Below are 16056 nucleotides of genomic sequence, written 5' to 3'. Positions count from 1 at the left end.
TTATTCTTTGTTTTTGGCTGACGGCCTCGGTCGTCGTGCGCATCGGGAGCATACTCCGTAGATGTACAGGTCGGCATAGGCCGGATGAAACGAGGTGTAGCGCTTTGATGACAGCAGCCGGTCGATTTCGGCATCCTTGACCTCCCTGACCTTGCCGCACTGTGTGCATACGAGGTGGTGGTGGTTGGTTATGCCTGCCACTTTTTCGTACTGTGCCGGAGTGGAGCCGAAGTTGTGACGTCGGACAAGTCCGGCATCGACAAGTATTTCCATGGTGTTGTAGACCGTGGCACGGCTGACATGGTAGCCGTCGGCGTCGAGCATACGGTGAAGTGTGTCGACAAAAAAGTGCTCCGACAGGCTGAACACTTTGTCGAGTATGGCGTAACGCTCCGGAGTCCGGCGCAGACGGTGCTGCATCAGATACCGGTTGAGGGCCGCTGTGGCGGCTGCTTTTGTACGTTCATCGTTCATCGCGATGACAAAGTTAAAAAAACCTTTTCACTTTGCCATAATTTAATGGCAAAAAAGCGTATTATCCTCCACTATACCTGCACGAGGCTCCGTTATCAATCCATATTCAGTGCCTTCCATCGGTGGTGCGAAACCGGTGTGAGCCTATGTTGCGTAAACTGCACGAAGCGCGACCCGACTTTCAGGTCAGGCCGCGCTATCGGTAATATATTGCCTTTTGTGCAATGATCAGAAATAGAAGTTCATGGATTTGGGATATACGAGCATTCCGCTGCCGATCTGCTGGGCTACGGCATCGCCACACGAACGGCGGACGATGGCAAGCGCGAAAGCGAGAGTGGATGCGGGGCCGTTGCCCGTGATCAGGTTGTCGAGCGCCACCACGGGGGCGTCGCGCATGACGATCTTGTCGGATTCGGGCTGCATGCCGGGATAACATGTGGCTTCGCGTCCGTCAAGAATACCGAGCGGCGCGAGCACCAGTGCAGGCGAGGCGCAGATAGCGGCGATTTTACCGCCTTTAGCCGCATGGGCACGCAATGCTTCGGTGACGATCCTGCTGTCGGCGAGATTCTGTGCGCCGGGCATTCCTCCCGGACAAATAAGCCATTCCACGTCAGTGAAGTCGGCATCTTCCGGGAGCAGATCGGCCACAACCACTACGCCGTGGGCTCCACACACTTTTTCACTGTTCTCGGGATTGATGGCGACGGTGAGCACCTCCATGCCGGCACGACGCATCACGTCGACCGTAGCCAATGCTTCGGTTTCCTCGAATCCCGGTGCTAAAAACAAGTAAGAGCGTTTCATGATTAAATATTTAGGATTGGTGATATCTCGGAATCTGTCACTCTGTCATTGATCTTAAGTAGCTCTCAAGAATCAGTTGATATTATCAAACCCGTCAGCAACCCGCGGTTATACTTCGGTTTTGCGAGCCACTTATGGGATATAAACAATCGGTTTTGGCAAATGTAACCATAATCCGGGGATTTTTATGTAATTTTGACAGAAATTTTCAGAATCATGAAACATTTTTCATTGTCGGCACTGATTATCACTATAACAGCAGGCTTGACCGTATGCACCGGTAGCTGCGACTCACGCCGCTGGCGTTCGACGCAGGGATGTGTCTGGTCCACGACGTATCATGTGACATACCGCGGGAAGAATGACCTTTCGGACTCTATTCTGGCGACAATGAGCCGCGTGGAGAAATCGCTGTCGCCATTCGACAAAGGATCGGTCATTAGCCTGATCAACCGCAACGAGAGCGACCGTTGTGACTCGCTGGTAGCCATTGTGACCGCCGCCTCACGGAGGGTGTGGAGCGCAAGCGGCGGTAAATTCGACCCGACGGTAGCCCCTGCGGTCAATCTGTGGGGGTTCGGTTATGAAACAGCCTGCGGCGAGCCTACGGATGATGCGATAGACAGCGTCAGAGCCATCGTCGGCATGGACCGGTGCATGGTTGCCGACGGACGGATGATAAAGAAGGACAGCCGCACACAGTTCAATTTCAGCGCCATCACCAAAGGGCTCGGCTGCGACGAGGTGGCAGCCATGATGAGGCGCAACGGCGTCGACGACTTTATGGTGGAGATCGGAGGCGAGATCACCCTCGGAGGCAGTAATCCGGCAAGAGAGAAGTGGCACATAATGATCGACATGCCGACTGAAAGCACGGCCGATGAAACACGCAGCGGACTGACCACAATAGCCGTCACAGGCTGCGGGATCGCCACCTCGGGCAACTACCGCAACTATCGCGACACCCCCGGCGGCCGCATAGGCCACACGATAGATCCGCTGACGTGCCGACCGGTGAAAAGCACCACCATTTCGGCCACCGTGATAGCCCCCGACGCCATGACGGCCGACGCTCTGGCCACAGCCTGCATGGCCATGGAAGCAAAAGCGGCAATGGCCATGATAGAGCGTGAACATGATGCCGAGGCCATGATTGTGACGGCCGACAGCACAGCCGCCAATGGAATGAAAATCATGTCAAGCAAAGGTTTTCCGCTATGATCAGCATAAGAAAATACCGGCCCGACGACGCCGGACGGATCACAGAGATTTACAATCACTACATAACGCATACAACCATCACCTTTGAGACCGAACCGCTTACAGTGGAGGAGATGAGTGCCCGGCTCGACAGCATAGCCGCCGAATATCCTCTGCTGGTGGCGGAGGATGCCGACGGCTGCATCGCAGGATATGCCTATGCCCACCAGTGGAAACAGAGCCGGGCTTATCGTCCGACTGCCGAAACGACGCTATACGTCGACAGCCGTCATCAAGGCCACGGCACAGGCACCGCCCTGCTGCGCCGACTCATAGAGGAGTGTCGCTGCGATGCTTCTCTTCATGCTCTGATAGCATGCATAACCGCAGACAACGCTATAAGCCGGCGTCTCCACGAACGTGAAGGCTTCCTGCCGGTGTCGGAGTTCAAGGCCGTGGGTCTGAAATTCGGACGCCGGCTCGACGTGGTCGACTACGAGCTTATCGTGGGATAATGCCGAGTCGCGGGTACGCCCGCGACAAATTTCACAATTGCACCCGCGACAAACGCCCGCACGGACATGGCTTCAGGCTGCGTAACTTTGCAGCCGATATGAGAAACATCACAGAAATCATAGTGCATTGCACTGCCACTCCACGCTCCCGCAACGTCAGCGTGGCCGAGATCGACAGCTGGCACCGCCAGCGCGGATTCAATCAGATAGGATACCATTACGTGGTGGCGCTTGACGGCACGGTGCATCGCGGCCGCGACGAAAGCATAGCCGGAGCACACTGCCTCGGACACAACGCCGGAAGCATCGGAGTGGCCTACGTAGGCGGCATCGAGACGGACGGGACGCCTGCCGACACACGCACGCCACAACAGCGCGAATCGCTCACCGCGCTGCTCGCATCGCTGCTCAGGCGCTATCCCGGATCGAGCGTCAGAGGCCACCGCGACTTCGCCGCCAAAGCGTGCCCCTCGTTTGACGCCACTGCGGAATATGCTCGTCTGTGCAAAGGATATCACGCCACTTGACATGTATGCGGATAATTAGGATTTTTTGCGTAACTTTGCATCAGGATTGCAGCTTCAGGCACCGACTTCGGGCGCAATCCCCCCACATCAATAACTGACCCTCTAAAGCAATCATCATACCGCCGAAGATGCATCCGCTACGTATAAAACGCTTATACAGATTCATGCTCAAGAGTTTCGTGCCCTTGTTTGTGATGACCTTCTTCATCTGCCTGTTCATCGTTATGATGCAGTTTCTATGGCGGTTTATCGACGATTTCGTGGGCAAGGGCCTGAGCATCGGAGTGATCGGAGAGCTGTTTTTCTACGCCTCGCTGACAATGATACCGATGGCTCTGCCGCTCGCCATCCTTCTGGCGTCGCTCATGACATTCGGTAATCTCGGCGAGCGATTCGAACTGACGGCCATGAAGGCTTCGGGCGTGTCGCTGATCAAAACGATGAAGCCTCTGATCGCACTGGTGGCCTTTATTGCCATAGCGGCTTTTTTCTTTCAGAACAATGTGTTGCCGGTCGCGCAGACAAAGATGTGGACCCTGCTCTACTCCATGCGTCAGAAATCGCCTGAGCTGGAGATACCCGAGGGAGTATTCTACGACCAGATTCCAGGCTACAACATCTACGTCAAGGAGAAAAACCGCGACAACGGCACCCTCTATCAGATGATGATCTACGACCTGTCGAAGGGGTTTGACAACGCCAGTGTGATTCTGGCCGATTCAGGACGTCTGGTCATGACCGAGGACAAGACCCATCTGGTGCTGCGGCTATGGCAGGGAGAATCGTTCGAGAATCTAAAGGAAGCCGGCATGAGCAGCGCCAATGTGCCTTATCGCCGCGAATCGTTTGATTACAAGGAGGTGTTGCTGAAATTCGACGCCAACTTCAACCGAATGGACGAGGACGGGATGCGCAACCAGTATGTCGGCAAAAACATCGCCGAGCTGCAGGAAACCATCGACTCCGTGCGTGCCCAGGCGGACAGCATCGGCTTGGAATATGCCAAAGCCGTGCAGTCGGCCGGACTTATGTCGATGCCACTCACAAAAGGCAACGACACTACCGGCCACAGCCATGCTGCCGCACGCCGGCTCAATGTCGACTCGGTGTTCAGAGGCTCAACATCGGCATATACACTGAGTTACCTGCAGACCGCTCTGGAGAAGACCAAGCGACAGCGTCAGGACTACGAATTCAAAGGCTATGCCTTGGCCGACAAACGCAAGACCATACGCCGCCACGGCATAGAACTGCAAAAGAAGTTCACACTGTCGTTTGCCTGTCTGGTGTTTTTCTTTATCGGCGCTCCGCTCGGAGCGATCATCCGCAAGGGTGGTCTGGGAATGCCGCTTGTCATATCGGTGTTTCTCTTCATATTCTATTACATCATAGACAATACCGGCAACAAGATGGCGCGCGAGGGGCGTCTGGAGGTGTGGGAAGGCATGTGGCTCAGCGCCGCTGTGCTGCTGCCTCTGGGCGTATTTTTCACCTACAAGGCGGTCAACGACTCGGCGGTGTTCAACCGCGACGCGTACGCCAACTTCTTCAGGCGTCTGCTCGGCCGAGGCGAAGTGCGTTCGGTCAGCATGAAAGAGGTGATCATGGAGGAGGTCGCTAAGGCTGAAGCGCTTACGAAGCTTGAATCGCTGTCGCTACATGCCGGCCGGCTACGCCAAAGCCTTGCGCGGTGCACTAACTATGTGGCCTACTGGACGCAGGGAGTGCCGCGTCTGGATCTCAAAGCGCTGTCGGCCGAACTGGAGAGCACCGTGGGGTATCTTGCCAACTCGCGCGACAGACTCGTAGTGATGAAACTCATGGATTTCCCGGTGCTTCGCAGCCTTTGGATATATCATCCGACAGGCGTTAAGTGGGTGGCCTGGAGCGCCATCATACTGTTCCCGATAGGGTTGCCGGTCTATATCGCCGGACGCCGCTCTATAAAACACCTCGACGGCGAGATAGCCACTATCGAAAAGGTAAGCCGCGAGGAGATCAAGCTTCTCAACGGCGAGAAGCCCCAAAGAACCATTACCAAAGACAAAACGTAGTATTCCTAAACTATACATATCAACGAACACCAATAGACAGCCACCTATTATCTATAATATGGAAAAGATCAGACTCAACACAATAGAGGAAGCCATAGAGGACTTCCGTCAGGGCAAATTCGTCATTGTGGTCGACGACGAGGATCGCGAAAACGAAGGCGACCTCATCATGGCTGCCGAAAAAGCCACGGCAGAGAGTGTCAACTTCATGGTGACGAATGCCCGCGGAGAGCTGTGCGCACCGCTGACCATTTCGCGCTGCCGCGAACTCAATCTGCCGCATCAGGTGGATGACAACACCTCGATGCTCGGCACACCGTTCACCATCACCGTTGACAAACTCGAAGGATGCACCACCGGAGTTTCGGCTAACGACCGTGCGGCCACTCTGCGTCATCTGGCCGATCCGGATGCGAAGCCGGAGGACTTCGGACGCCCCGGACACGTACATCCGCTCTACGCGCAGGAAGAGGGTGTGCTACGCCGGCCCGGACATACCGAAGCGGCCATCGATCTCGCCCGCCTCGCCGGGCTCAGGCCAGCCGCCACACTGATAGAGATACTCAATCCCGACGGCACCATGGCTCGCCTGCCGCAGCTGCGCGAGAAAGCCGACGAATGGGGTCTGAAGCTCATTTCGATACGCGATCTCATCGCCTACCGTATGCTACGGGAGCTGACCGTGGAAAAGGGTGAGGAAGTAAATATGCCCACAGCCTACGGCCACTTCCGTCTGATACCGTTCCGCCACAAGACCACCGGACTTGAGCACATAGCTCTGATAAAAGGCGACGTGGCGACGGACGAGCCGGTGCTGGTGCGCGTACACTCGTCGTGCGCTACCGGCGACATATTCGCTTCACGCCGATGTGACTGCGGCGAACAGCTCCACCGCTCGATGCAGGCCATCGAACGCGCCGGACGCGGAGTGGTGCTCTATCTGAGCCAAGAGGGACGTGGCATCGGACTCATGGAAAAGATCAGAGCCTACAAGCTGCAGGAAGATGGGCTCGACACTGTCGACGCCAATCTGCATCTGGGTCACAAGGCCGACGAGCGCGACTACGGAGTGGGAGCGCAGATACTCCATCTGCTCGGAGTCAAAAGAATGCGTCTTATGACCAACAACCCTAAAAAACGCATCGGACTGGAGGGCTACGGACTCACCGTGGAGGAGATCGTGCCGATTGAAATCGAACCCAATGATGACAACCGATTCTATATGCACACCAAAAAGGAGCGTATGGGTCACAATCTTCATAACGTAGACTGATGACGCAGTCACTGTTTTCTCTCCGGCGGCTGCGCTCGGCGGCCATGGCCGCACTCGTTGCAATCATGGCCGCAGGGATGTGGTCATGCGGCAGCGAGGAGTCGTATTCTCCTGAGATTGCCAAAGCGCTCGACCGTGCTGCACGCAACAGGAAGGAGCTGGTGGAAGTGCTCGAACACTATGAGGACGAACCTGAAAAACTGGAGGCTGCCAAGTTCCTGATCAGTAACATGCATGGCCACTACTCTTATCAGTGCACGGAACTTGATTCGCTTGAAATGTTTCTCGCACAGCTCACACGCAAGGAGGTGGATTTTTTCTTCACCCCCGAGCAGCTCAAGCGCTGGGAAAAGTTCTCACTCATCAATCTTCCACGCAAGGATGACCTCCGCAGTGTCAGCGCCGAAATGCTTATCGAGAACATTGATCTGGCATTCAAGCAATGGAAAGAGCGTCCATGGAACAAAGACCTGTCGTTTGACGACTTCTGCGAACTGATATTGCCCTATACCATAAGCGACGACCAGCCTGTGAGATGGCGGCGGATGTATGCCGAACACTACAATCATGTGCTCGACTCGCTCTATCAGGGCAGCGACGTGCTCGAGGCCGCCCTTGTATTGCTGAAGCACATTGAAAGCGAGAAATGGATCTACAACGATCAGCTGATCACTCCCCACCGCACCGCCACAAACCTGTTCAACAATCGTGTCGGATTCAGGCGCGACTGGTGTGATCTGCTCGTCTATGCCATGCGCTCATGCGGCATACCGGTGACTACCGACAACATACTGTTCTCGCCCGACAACAATCATTCATACCAGTGGATCGTGGTCCGCGATCCGATCACCTCGGAATACTATCCCGTAGGGCTTGACGACTACATCCCCGACCGCAGCCACCGCCCTGCTTCGCCGCGAACCACCGGCAAGATCTACCGTCAGTCGTTTGCACGCCAGGATGACCGCATGGCTGCTCTCAACGACATACGCTCGCTGCCAGTCAGGCTCAACAATCCCTTTCTGCACGATGTCACCTCACACTATTTCGGCCACAACGAAGCCACTGTCGGCATTCGTCCGACCGACGCAAAAATGATGGTATATCTCGGTCTATGGATCGACGGAAGCTGGGAAATAATCGATACCGGACGACGCGACGGCGACCGTGTGACATTCCACGACATTGAGCCTGGAGTGATCTTTGTCCCGGTGCGGCACACCACGGAAAGATTTGTACCGTGTGGCGACGCATTTTATGTCACACACGACTCTAAAGTGAAAACGCTTAAAGCCAATCCCGACAGACTGGTGCAGAAGGCGCGTCTGCGACGCACAAGACCATTCACCAACGTGCTGGCAATGCGCCTGTCGGATCATATAAGCGGATATACCCTGTCGGCATCAGACGACTATGCGTTCACTCATCCCGACACGATTTTCAGAGTCAATGACAACGATACCATCTTCACCGATTTGCTCAACATATCACTCCCACGCGACAGGCATTACCGCTATCTGCGAATGAGTGCTCCCAAGGGCAAACGTTTCACCATCGGCGAACTCGACATATTCGATGATAAGGAGATGGAACATCAACGCATTTGTCAGGTGATCGAGCGGTTTCCATCCGAATTCGAGCCCTACTATCTTCAGGACGGCATAGCCACATCGCGGTTCACACTTCCGGCCGACCGCAGTTTCTTCACCTACGACCTCGGCTCCCGGCCGGCAGCAATGGCTTCGGTATCGTTCTATACTGATAAAAACTTCATCACCAAGGGCACTGACTACGAAATATATTATCTTGCCGCCGACGGCAACTGGACTCTGCTCGACAAGGCTACTGCCAGAAAAACGTATATCGACATGGTTGTGCCCGGCAATGCACTGCTGCTGATATGCAAGGCTGGCTCCGAGCTGAAAGGACAAGCCTTCATCTACAAAAACGGCCGGCAGATCTATTCCTACGATCTTGCACGACTTTACCGATGAAAAAGATTTGGCCGAGAGCGTAAATAATATTAACTTTGCGACAATCAAACATAACATTGATCTATGCACAGCCGTCCTGCCCGCTTTCGAAAGGAGTCACGGCCTGCATCTGACACTGTAATCAGACTCTTAATTCACATAAAGCTTCGTCATGGATCAGAAACTCGACTGGGCCAACCTATCGTTCGGCTATATTCCTACCGATTACAATGTGCGCTGCCGTTACCGCGACGGCAAGTGGGGCGAGATAGAAGTATCATCGTCCGACACTATCAACATGCACATGGCCGCCACGGCTCTCCACTATGGCCAGGAGATATTCGAAGGCCTCAAAGCCTTCCGCGGCGCCGACGGCAAGGTGCGCATATTCCGTATTGAAGACAATGCCAACCGTATCATTTCATCGGCCAACGGCATCAAGATGGCGCCGGTGCCCGTCGACCTGTTCAAGAAGATGGTGATCAAAGCCGTGGAGCTCAACGCCCGCTTCATACCCCCCTACGGCAGCGGAGCATCGCTCTACATACGCCCCATCGAGCTTGGCATGAGCGCCCAGATCGGCGTGCATCCCTCGTCGGAATATCTGTTCATGGTGATGGTGACCCCCGTCGGCCCATACTTCAAGGAGGGATTCAAACCTACCAATATATGCATCATGCGCGAGTTTGACCGCGTGGCGCCCAAAGGCACCGGCCGCTGGAAAGTGGGCGGCAATTACGCAGCAAGCCTTGAAGCCGGCGAGCGCGCCCACGAACTCGGATATTCGGCCGTGCTCTACCTTGATCCGCGCGAGAAAAAGTATATCGACGAATGCGGTCCGGCCAACTTCTTCGCCATCAAGCAGGGCCGCTACATCACCCCTGCCTCGGAATCGATACTCCCCTCCGTCACCAACCGCAGCCTGATGCAGCTCGCCCGCGACATGGGCATCACGGTCGAAGAGCGTCACATACCTCTGGAGGAGCTTGCCGAGATCGACGAGGCCGGAGCGTGCGGCACAGCCGCCGTGGCATCGCCCGTGGCCGAAATCCACGACATAGACACCGGTGTCAAGTATATCGTGGCCAAGGATCACCAGCCCGGCCCGATCACCACACGGCTGTATGAGAAGCTGCGTGCAGTGCAGCTCGGAGAAGAGCCCGACACACACGGCTGGAACACCATTGTGGAGGGTATCTGATGACACTGCCTTATCAATCGGTAATCGACAAATATTATCCCGAAGGGTCAACCCTTCGGGATATTTTTCTGCGCCACAGCCGTTCGGTGGCCGCGCTTGCGGTGGAAATAGCCCGAAGACGACATCTTCCGGTCGACCTGCAGACTGTTGAGGAAGCCGCCATGCTCCATGACATAGGCATATTTCTCACTGACGCACCCGGAATCCACTGTCACGGCACCGCTCCCTACATAGCCCACGGCTATCTGGGAGCCGACCTGCTCCGCCGCGAGCGTTACAGCGAGGATGTGGCAAGAGTGGCCGAACGCCATACCGGCTCGGGGCTGACCGCCGGCGAGATCGCGGCGCAACATCTGCCTCTTCCCGCCGACCGGACGTATATGCCCGACACACAGCTCGAACGCTTGATATGCTATGCCGACAAATTCTACTCCAAAAGCGGCGACATGGAGCGCAAGAGCATCGACCGGGTCAGAGCATCGATGGCGCGCATATCGGCCGACACACTACGTCGCTTCGATCGGCTGCACGAAGAGTTTTCGGACTGATGCCTGACCGGCCGCAGACTGTAGGTCAGAGCACCACAGTGGCTCTCACCGGGAAATGATCGGAGGGCACACGCGCCTTGAAATTGCCTATCATAAGCTCCGACGGAGCGTTGGCGCCGGCAGGCTTCACCTCGCCCCCTTCATCGGAGCGGTACGTATCGGTGAGGATGCCGTATTTCTCCACAATGATTCCAGGGCTGACAAATATATGGTCGATACGCTGGTCGGAGAAAGCGTCGGTACGGTAATCGTTGAACGTGCCGTTGGTCTCATATACCATCGCGGCAGCGTCATGCGAATCAATAAGACCGCATTCAAGCACTGTGCGGTAAGCGTCGCTGCGCTGATCGACATTGAAGTCGCCAGTCAGCATCGCCGGCAGGCTGTCGCCAAGCTGAATGATCTTGTCGCGTATGAGCCGTGCGCTCTCTCGCCGCGCCACCTGACCCACATGGTCCATGTGGAGATTGAACATCAGAAACTCACGGCCGGTGGGAATGTGGCGGAAGCGTCCCCATGTGCATATCCTGACACATACGGCGTCCCACCCCAGACCCGGCGACTCCGGGTTTTCCGACAGCCAGAAATCACCGTGATCCACCGCCTCGAACAGATCCGTCCGGTAGAAAATCACCGAATGCTCTCCGGCCTTGTCGCCGTCGTCGCGTCCGCGTCCTATATAATCATAGCCGGGCAGCGATCCCTTCAGATCCTCAAGCTGGCTGTGAAAACCCTCCTGAGTGCCGAATATATCGAAATCATGGAAACGGATGAGATCGGCCACCACACGATGTCTTCTCTGCCATGAATCGCCACGCGCATCGTCGCCGGCATTGAGCTGTCGGATATTGTAGGTAGCGACATTGAAACGCGCACTGCCGCCTGACTCCGCGGCCATAACTCCGGCAGCCGCAAGAGCCACCGCTATCAAAGCGAATATTTTCATGAGCTTTCACAAAAAAATGTTTTCACAAAATTACCGGATATTTTTGGAAATTATGTGAATTATCGCTATCTTCGCTACCGATGATAGATGATTTCCTGACATATCTGCGCTGCGAACTCAACTATTCGCCCCACACAGTCGACGCCTACCGCCGCGATCTGACCGGCTGGCGTGACGACACCACATCGGGAGGACGATACGCTTTCGATCCGGCCTCGGTCACGCTGCTTGACCTGCGAGAATGGATATTCTCACTGTCGAAACGCGGATCATCGCCCCGAACGGTGCGCCGCAAGGTGCAGGCTCTCCGGGCCTTCTACCGGTGGATGATGCGCAGCCGCGGTCTGCAGGCCAATCCGGCCGCAGAGCTGACACTGCCCAAGCTCGAAAAGCCCCTGCCGGTATTCGTCAGACCGGAAGAAACGGAATCAGTGCTCAACGAAGAGGTGGATATGACCGATTTCGAGCAGGTGCGCGACCGGCTCATAGTCGACATGCTCTACACCACCGGGATGCGATGCTCCGAGCTGACCGGCCTTACCGATGCCGGAGTGGATCTGGCCCGTGGTGAACTAAAAGTGCACGGAAAACGTAATAAAGACAGACTCATCCCATTCGGGAAAGAGCTTGCCGATATGATACGACACTATCAGACACTACGCAACAACACAGCCGGACGAAGCGAGCTGTTTTTTGTCCGCTCCGACGGACGTCCGCTATACCGCAAGCTCGTCTACAATGTGGTGCACCGAGCGCTGCAGCCGACCACTGCCCTGCGCCGCAGTCCACACGTGCTACGGCACTCGTTTGCCACCGACATGCTCAACGACGGCGCCGACATCAACGCCGTGCGCCGACTGCTCGGCCACGAATCGCTGTCGACCACACAGATATATACACATATAACATACCGGGAACTTCAACAAAATTACCAACAAGCACATCCACGTGCATTAAAAAAAGGAGGTTAATCATGGAAGTAAAAATTCAGGCAATCCACTTCGACATCGCCGACAAACTCGTCAGCTTCATCAACAAGAAAGCCGAACGTCTGGCGCGCCACAATGTCAACATCTCTACAGTCGACGTCACCCTAAAGGTCGTAAAGCCCGAGACAGCCATGAACAAAGAGGCTCTGGTAAAGGTAGCAGTGCCCCAGCAGGACGATTTCGTGGCCACAAAGATAGCCGACACATTCGAAGAAGCCATCGACCTGTGTCTGGAGGCGATCGAGCGTCAGCTTGAGAAAAAGAAAGACCGCAAATAACCGACGCTACGGCCTGACGACACAGTGACTGACCACTGATGGTCGCCGCGCCGCAACGCCTGACCGCAACGGCGGTGTGTCGACGGCCTGTCACAGCCGGGGCACACCGCCATATCGCATCCTGAAAGCCGCATCCCGACCGCATGACAATGACCGCATAAAGATCGCGGCAATCGATATGTGAAGATCCGAAGTCGGGATTCGCGTATGGAGAGCCGTATGGAACCGTATGGAAATTCCGTATGGAGATTCCGTATGGAGATTCCGTATGGAGATTCCGTATGGAGATTCCCAAAAAGAGTGTAAAAAAAAGCGCGTGGGGAGAGAATATTCAACGATTTGAAGTAACTTTGCATCTCGAACCAACGCTACTTCACATTTGAGGCATTCTCAACTATATATCATACTGACAGCCACAGCCTTGCTGACAGCTTCGGCGTCGGCTTCGCTTGCCGGACAGACATCGCCGACACATGCGGCGATCCCTGCGGCGCAAATACCCGACTCAATTAACGCAGCCGATTCCATGCAGGCTTCCGCCGCTGATACGGATTCGGCCGGCGTCACGGCTTCGATACTCAACCGCCGGCGCATCTCTCCCGACGTCACTGACGATACCACCCGACGGCCATCGGGTCCGAGAATATCGCGAGTGAAATCCGACCTCGACAATCCCGTCGACATCAACGCCAACGACTCCATGGTGATCATAGGCCGCAACAACGCATACATCTACGGCGCAAGTTCGGTCAGCTACGGACGACAGAAAATCGACGCCGACGAGATACACCTCGACATGGCCACCTCCACGGTCTACGCCGTAGGACGCCCCGACTCCGTAGGCGACATTCAGGGATCGCCCGTGTTTGACGACAACGGCACCTCCTATGAGGCCAAGACCATGGAATATAATTTCAAATCCGAGAAAGGCATCATCACCGACATCATCACCGAGCAGGGCGAGGGATATCTGACCGGAGGACGGGCGAAAAAGATGGACGAAAATACCATCTTCCTGCAGAACGGACGATACACCACCTGCAACCACCACGACAATCCCCACTTCTATTTCCAGCTCACCAAAGCCAAGGTGAAACCGAAGAAAGACATCGTGGTCGGGCCCGCCTACATGGTGCTTGCCGGACTGCCGCTGCCGCTGGCCGTGCCTTTCGGATATTTCCCCTTCTCCGAAAAATACTCCTCGGGCATAATATTCCCCACATTCGGCGACGACTACAACCGTGGATTCTACCTCTCCGACGGAGGCTACTATTTCGCCATCAACGACAATATCGACCTCGCGCTCACAGGAGAGATCTACACCAAGGGATCGTGGGGACTGCAGGCACGCTCGGCCTACGTGAAACGCTACAGATACAGCGGATCATTCAACCTCAGCTACCTTAAGACCATCACCGGCGACAAAGGAGCACCCGACTATCAGGCCATGACCAACTTCCAGGTGTTGTGGAGTCATTCGCAGGATCCGAAAGCCAATCCGGCACTCAACTTCTCGGCATCGGTCAACTTCACCACATCGGGCTACTCGCGCAACAACCTCAACTCTTACTACTCCAACTCGTTCACGGAAAACACCAAGAGCTCTACGGTCAACCTGACCTACCGCCGCCCGGGTTCGAAATGGTCGTTGTCGACCACTGCCAACATTGCACAGCGCACACAGGACTCCACCCTGGCCGTATCGTTTCCCAACGTCACCGTCAGCCTCTCGCAGATCACGCCTTTCAAACGCAAGAGAGCCGTCGGAGCTGAAAAATGGTATGAGAAGATAAAACTCTCCTATTCGGGAGTGTTTAACAACTCTCTCACCGCCAAGCAGGACGAATTTTTCAAGAAAAGCCTGATCAAAGACTGGCGCAACGGCATGCGCCACAACATACCCATATCGGCCACATTCAATGTGTTCAACTACATCAACGTCACTCCGTCGGTCAACATCACCGACCGCATGTACACAATGAAGGTCAACCGCCAGTGGGATCCCAACGCCTCGGTCGAAGTGTGCGACACAAGCTACTCCTTCTACAACGTATGGGACTTTTTGGCATCGGTGTCGCTCGACACCAAAGTCTACGGATTTTTTCAGCCGCTGCCGTTTCTTGGCGACAAGGTAAAGATGATACGCCACGTCATGACACCCACCATATCGTTCAGCGGCACACCCGACTTCGGATCGCCATTCTTCGGATATTACGGCACATACCAGTATCCCGACGCACAGGGAGTCATGCAGACACGCCAATACTCCAAATATCCCAACGCTCTGTTCGGAGTGCCAGGCGTGGGACGTTCGGGTACGGTCAGCTTCTCGCTTGCCAACAACCTGGAGATGAAAGTGAAGGACGACAATGACTCGATAGGCGAGCGCAAGGTGTCGCTGATCGAGAATTTCTCAGTAAGCCAGAGCTACAACTTCGCCGCCGACTCGCTGCGATGGAGCAACATCAACACATCGCTGCTGGTCAAACTGATGAAAAACTTCAACCTCAACCTGTCGGCCACATGGGATGTCTACACCTATCAGCTCAACCAGGCCGGCAACCCGGTGAGAGTAAACCGCACGCGTCTTCAGGCAGGAAAAGGACTGGCCAAACTGTCGAGTACCGGCACATCGTTCTCCTACACGCTCAACAACAACACCTTCAAGCGCAAAAACGACAAAGACAAAAAAGGCTCTGACAAAAAAGGGAATAGCGGCGACGATACCGACAGCGACGACCCGATGTCGAACGCACCCAACGCCGACCGCGATCCTCGCGGCAATATCGACAACGACATCGACCTGTCGTCCGACGGCTACATGAAATGGGATGTGCCCTGGAATCTGTCGTTCAACTACTCGATAGGATACGCCTATGGCAAGTTCAACAAGCGCAAGATGGACTACGACGGCAAGATCACACAGAATCTCAGCTTCTCCGGCAACATACGTCCTACGGCCAACTGGAATTTCTCATTCAGCGCCTCATATAATTTCGAAACTCACAAGATCGCCTACATGAACTGCAATATCACACGCGATCTTCACTGTTTCAGCATGCGCGCGAGCTTCGTGCCTGTCGGACCGTACAAATCCTACAACTTCCACATTTCGGTCAACTCCTCGCTGCTGCAGGATGTGAAATACGACAAACGCTCATCTATACGCAACGGTGTCACCTGGTACTGATACCACCGTAGCCGGCAATATATCCGGAGAGTGATACGGATAGCGCCGATAAGATCACAATCCATAAAAGCGGTGTGG

At 55.1% G+C, this 16056-nt stretch carries 14 protein-coding genes; 11 read left to right on the top strand and 3 right to left on the bottom strand.

Going from position 1 to position 16056, the window contains the following annotated elements:
• Entirely contained in the window at positions 1-474 is a 474-nt protein-coding gene (locus tag NF347_RS04785; protein WP_107035795.1) for a Fur family transcriptional regulator, read from the bottom strand.
• A gap of 228 nt (positions 475-702) precedes the next feature.
• On the bottom strand, positions 703-1284 hold the full coding sequence (locus NF347_RS04780; protein WP_107035794.1) for a DJ-1 family glyoxalase III: 582 nt from the start codon (positions 1282-1284) through the stop codon (positions 703-705).
• A gap of 216 nt (positions 1285-1500) precedes the next feature.
• Here NF347_RS04780 and NF347_RS04775 point away from each other — a divergent pair, with 216 nt between their 5' ends.
• The 8 genes from NF347_RS04775 to NF347_RS04740 all read left to right on the top strand — a co-directional run bounded on the left by NF347_RS04775 (position 1501) and on the right by NF347_RS04740 (position 10575).
• Positions 1501-2505: an FAD:protein FMN transferase gene (locus NF347_RS04775; protein WP_107035793.1), complete on the top strand. Its 1005-nt coding sequence runs from the start codon at positions 1501-1503 to the stop codon at positions 2503-2505.
• Positions 2502-2999 carry a GNAT family N-acetyltransferase gene (locus NF347_RS04770; protein ID WP_107035792.1) on the top strand — a complete coding sequence of 166 codons (498 nt, stop codon included), beginning with the start codon at positions 2502-2504 and terminating at the stop codon, positions 2997-2999. The genes NF347_RS04775 and NF347_RS04770 overlap by 4 nt, the downstream gene beginning before the upstream one ends.
• 98 nt (positions 3000-3097) lie before the next feature.
• Positions 3098-3526, top strand: coding sequence for an N-acetylmuramoyl-L-alanine amidase (locus tag NF347_RS04765; protein WP_107035857.1), 429 nt, complete (start codon positions 3098-3100; stop codon positions 3524-3526).
• A 164-nt stretch (positions 3527-3690) separates the two neighbouring features.
• The gene (locus NF347_RS04760; protein ID WP_107035791.1) at positions 3691-5580 is read left to right on the top strand and encodes an LptF/LptG family permease; all 1890 of its coding nucleotides are present in this window, start codon (positions 3691-3693) and stop codon (positions 5578-5580) included.
• A gap of 58 nt (positions 5581-5638) precedes the next feature.
• Positions 5639-6853, top strand: coding sequence for a bifunctional 3,4-dihydroxy-2-butanone-4-phosphate synthase/GTP cyclohydrolase II (locus tag NF347_RS04755; RefSeq protein WP_107035790.1), 1215 nt, complete (start codon positions 5639-5641; stop codon positions 6851-6853).
• Entirely contained in the window at positions 6853-8847 is a 1995-nt protein-coding gene (locus tag NF347_RS04750; RefSeq protein WP_107035789.1) for a hypothetical protein, read from the top strand. Before NF347_RS04755 ends, NF347_RS04750 begins: the two co-directional genes overlap by 1 nt.
• 151 nt (positions 8848-8998) lie before the next feature.
• The gene (locus NF347_RS04745) at positions 8999-10027 is read left to right on the top strand and encodes a branched-chain amino acid aminotransferase (protein ID WP_107035788.1); all 1029 of its coding nucleotides are present in this window, start codon (positions 8999-9001) and stop codon (positions 10025-10027) included.
• Positions 10027-10575 (top strand): HD domain-containing protein, encoded by a 549-nt coding sequence (locus NF347_RS04740; RefSeq protein ID WP_107035787.1) that lies wholly within the window; start codon positions 10027-10029, stop codon positions 10573-10575. Before NF347_RS04745 ends, NF347_RS04740 begins: the two co-directional genes overlap by 1 nt.
• Before the next feature lie 25 nt (positions 10576-10600).
• On the opposite strand, the gene NF347_RS04735 is transcribed toward NF347_RS04740, so the two are convergent.
• Positions 10601-11521 carry an endonuclease/exonuclease/phosphatase family protein gene (locus NF347_RS04735; RefSeq protein ID WP_107035786.1) on the bottom strand — a complete coding sequence of 307 codons (921 nt, stop codon included), beginning with the start codon at positions 11519-11521 and terminating at the stop codon, positions 10601-10603.
• Between the two features lie 80 nt (positions 11522-11601).
• Here NF347_RS04735 and NF347_RS04730 point away from each other — a divergent pair, with 80 nt between their 5' ends.
• The 3 genes from NF347_RS04730 to NF347_RS04720 all read left to right on the top strand — a co-directional run bounded on the left by NF347_RS04730 (position 11602) and on the right by NF347_RS04720 (position 15978).
• Entirely contained in the window at positions 11602-12492 is an 891-nt protein-coding gene (locus tag NF347_RS04730) for a tyrosine-type recombinase/integrase (RefSeq protein WP_107035785.1), read from the top strand.
• A 2-nt stretch (positions 12493-12494) separates the two neighbouring features.
• Positions 12495-12788 (top strand): ribosome hibernation-promoting factor, HPF/YfiA family, encoded by a 294-nt coding sequence (gene hpf / locus NF347_RS04725; RefSeq protein WP_107035784.1) that lies wholly within the window; start codon positions 12495-12497, stop codon positions 12786-12788.
• A gap of 379 nt (positions 12789-13167) precedes the next feature.
• Positions 13168-15978 carry a putative LPS assembly protein LptD gene (locus NF347_RS04720; protein ID WP_107035783.1) on the top strand — a complete coding sequence of 937 codons (2811 nt, stop codon included), beginning with the start codon at positions 13168-13170 and terminating at the stop codon, positions 15976-15978.
• The last annotated feature ends 78 nt before the right edge of the window (positions 15979-16056 follow it).

The sequence above is a fragment of the Paramuribaculum intestinale genome, assembly GCF_030759015.1.
GTDB lineage: Bacteria > Bacteroidota > Bacteroidia > Bacteroidales > Muribaculaceae > Paramuribaculum > Paramuribaculum intestinale.
Note: the sequence above shows the minus strand (reverse complement) of the source record. Positions and strands in the feature narration are given on the sequence as shown.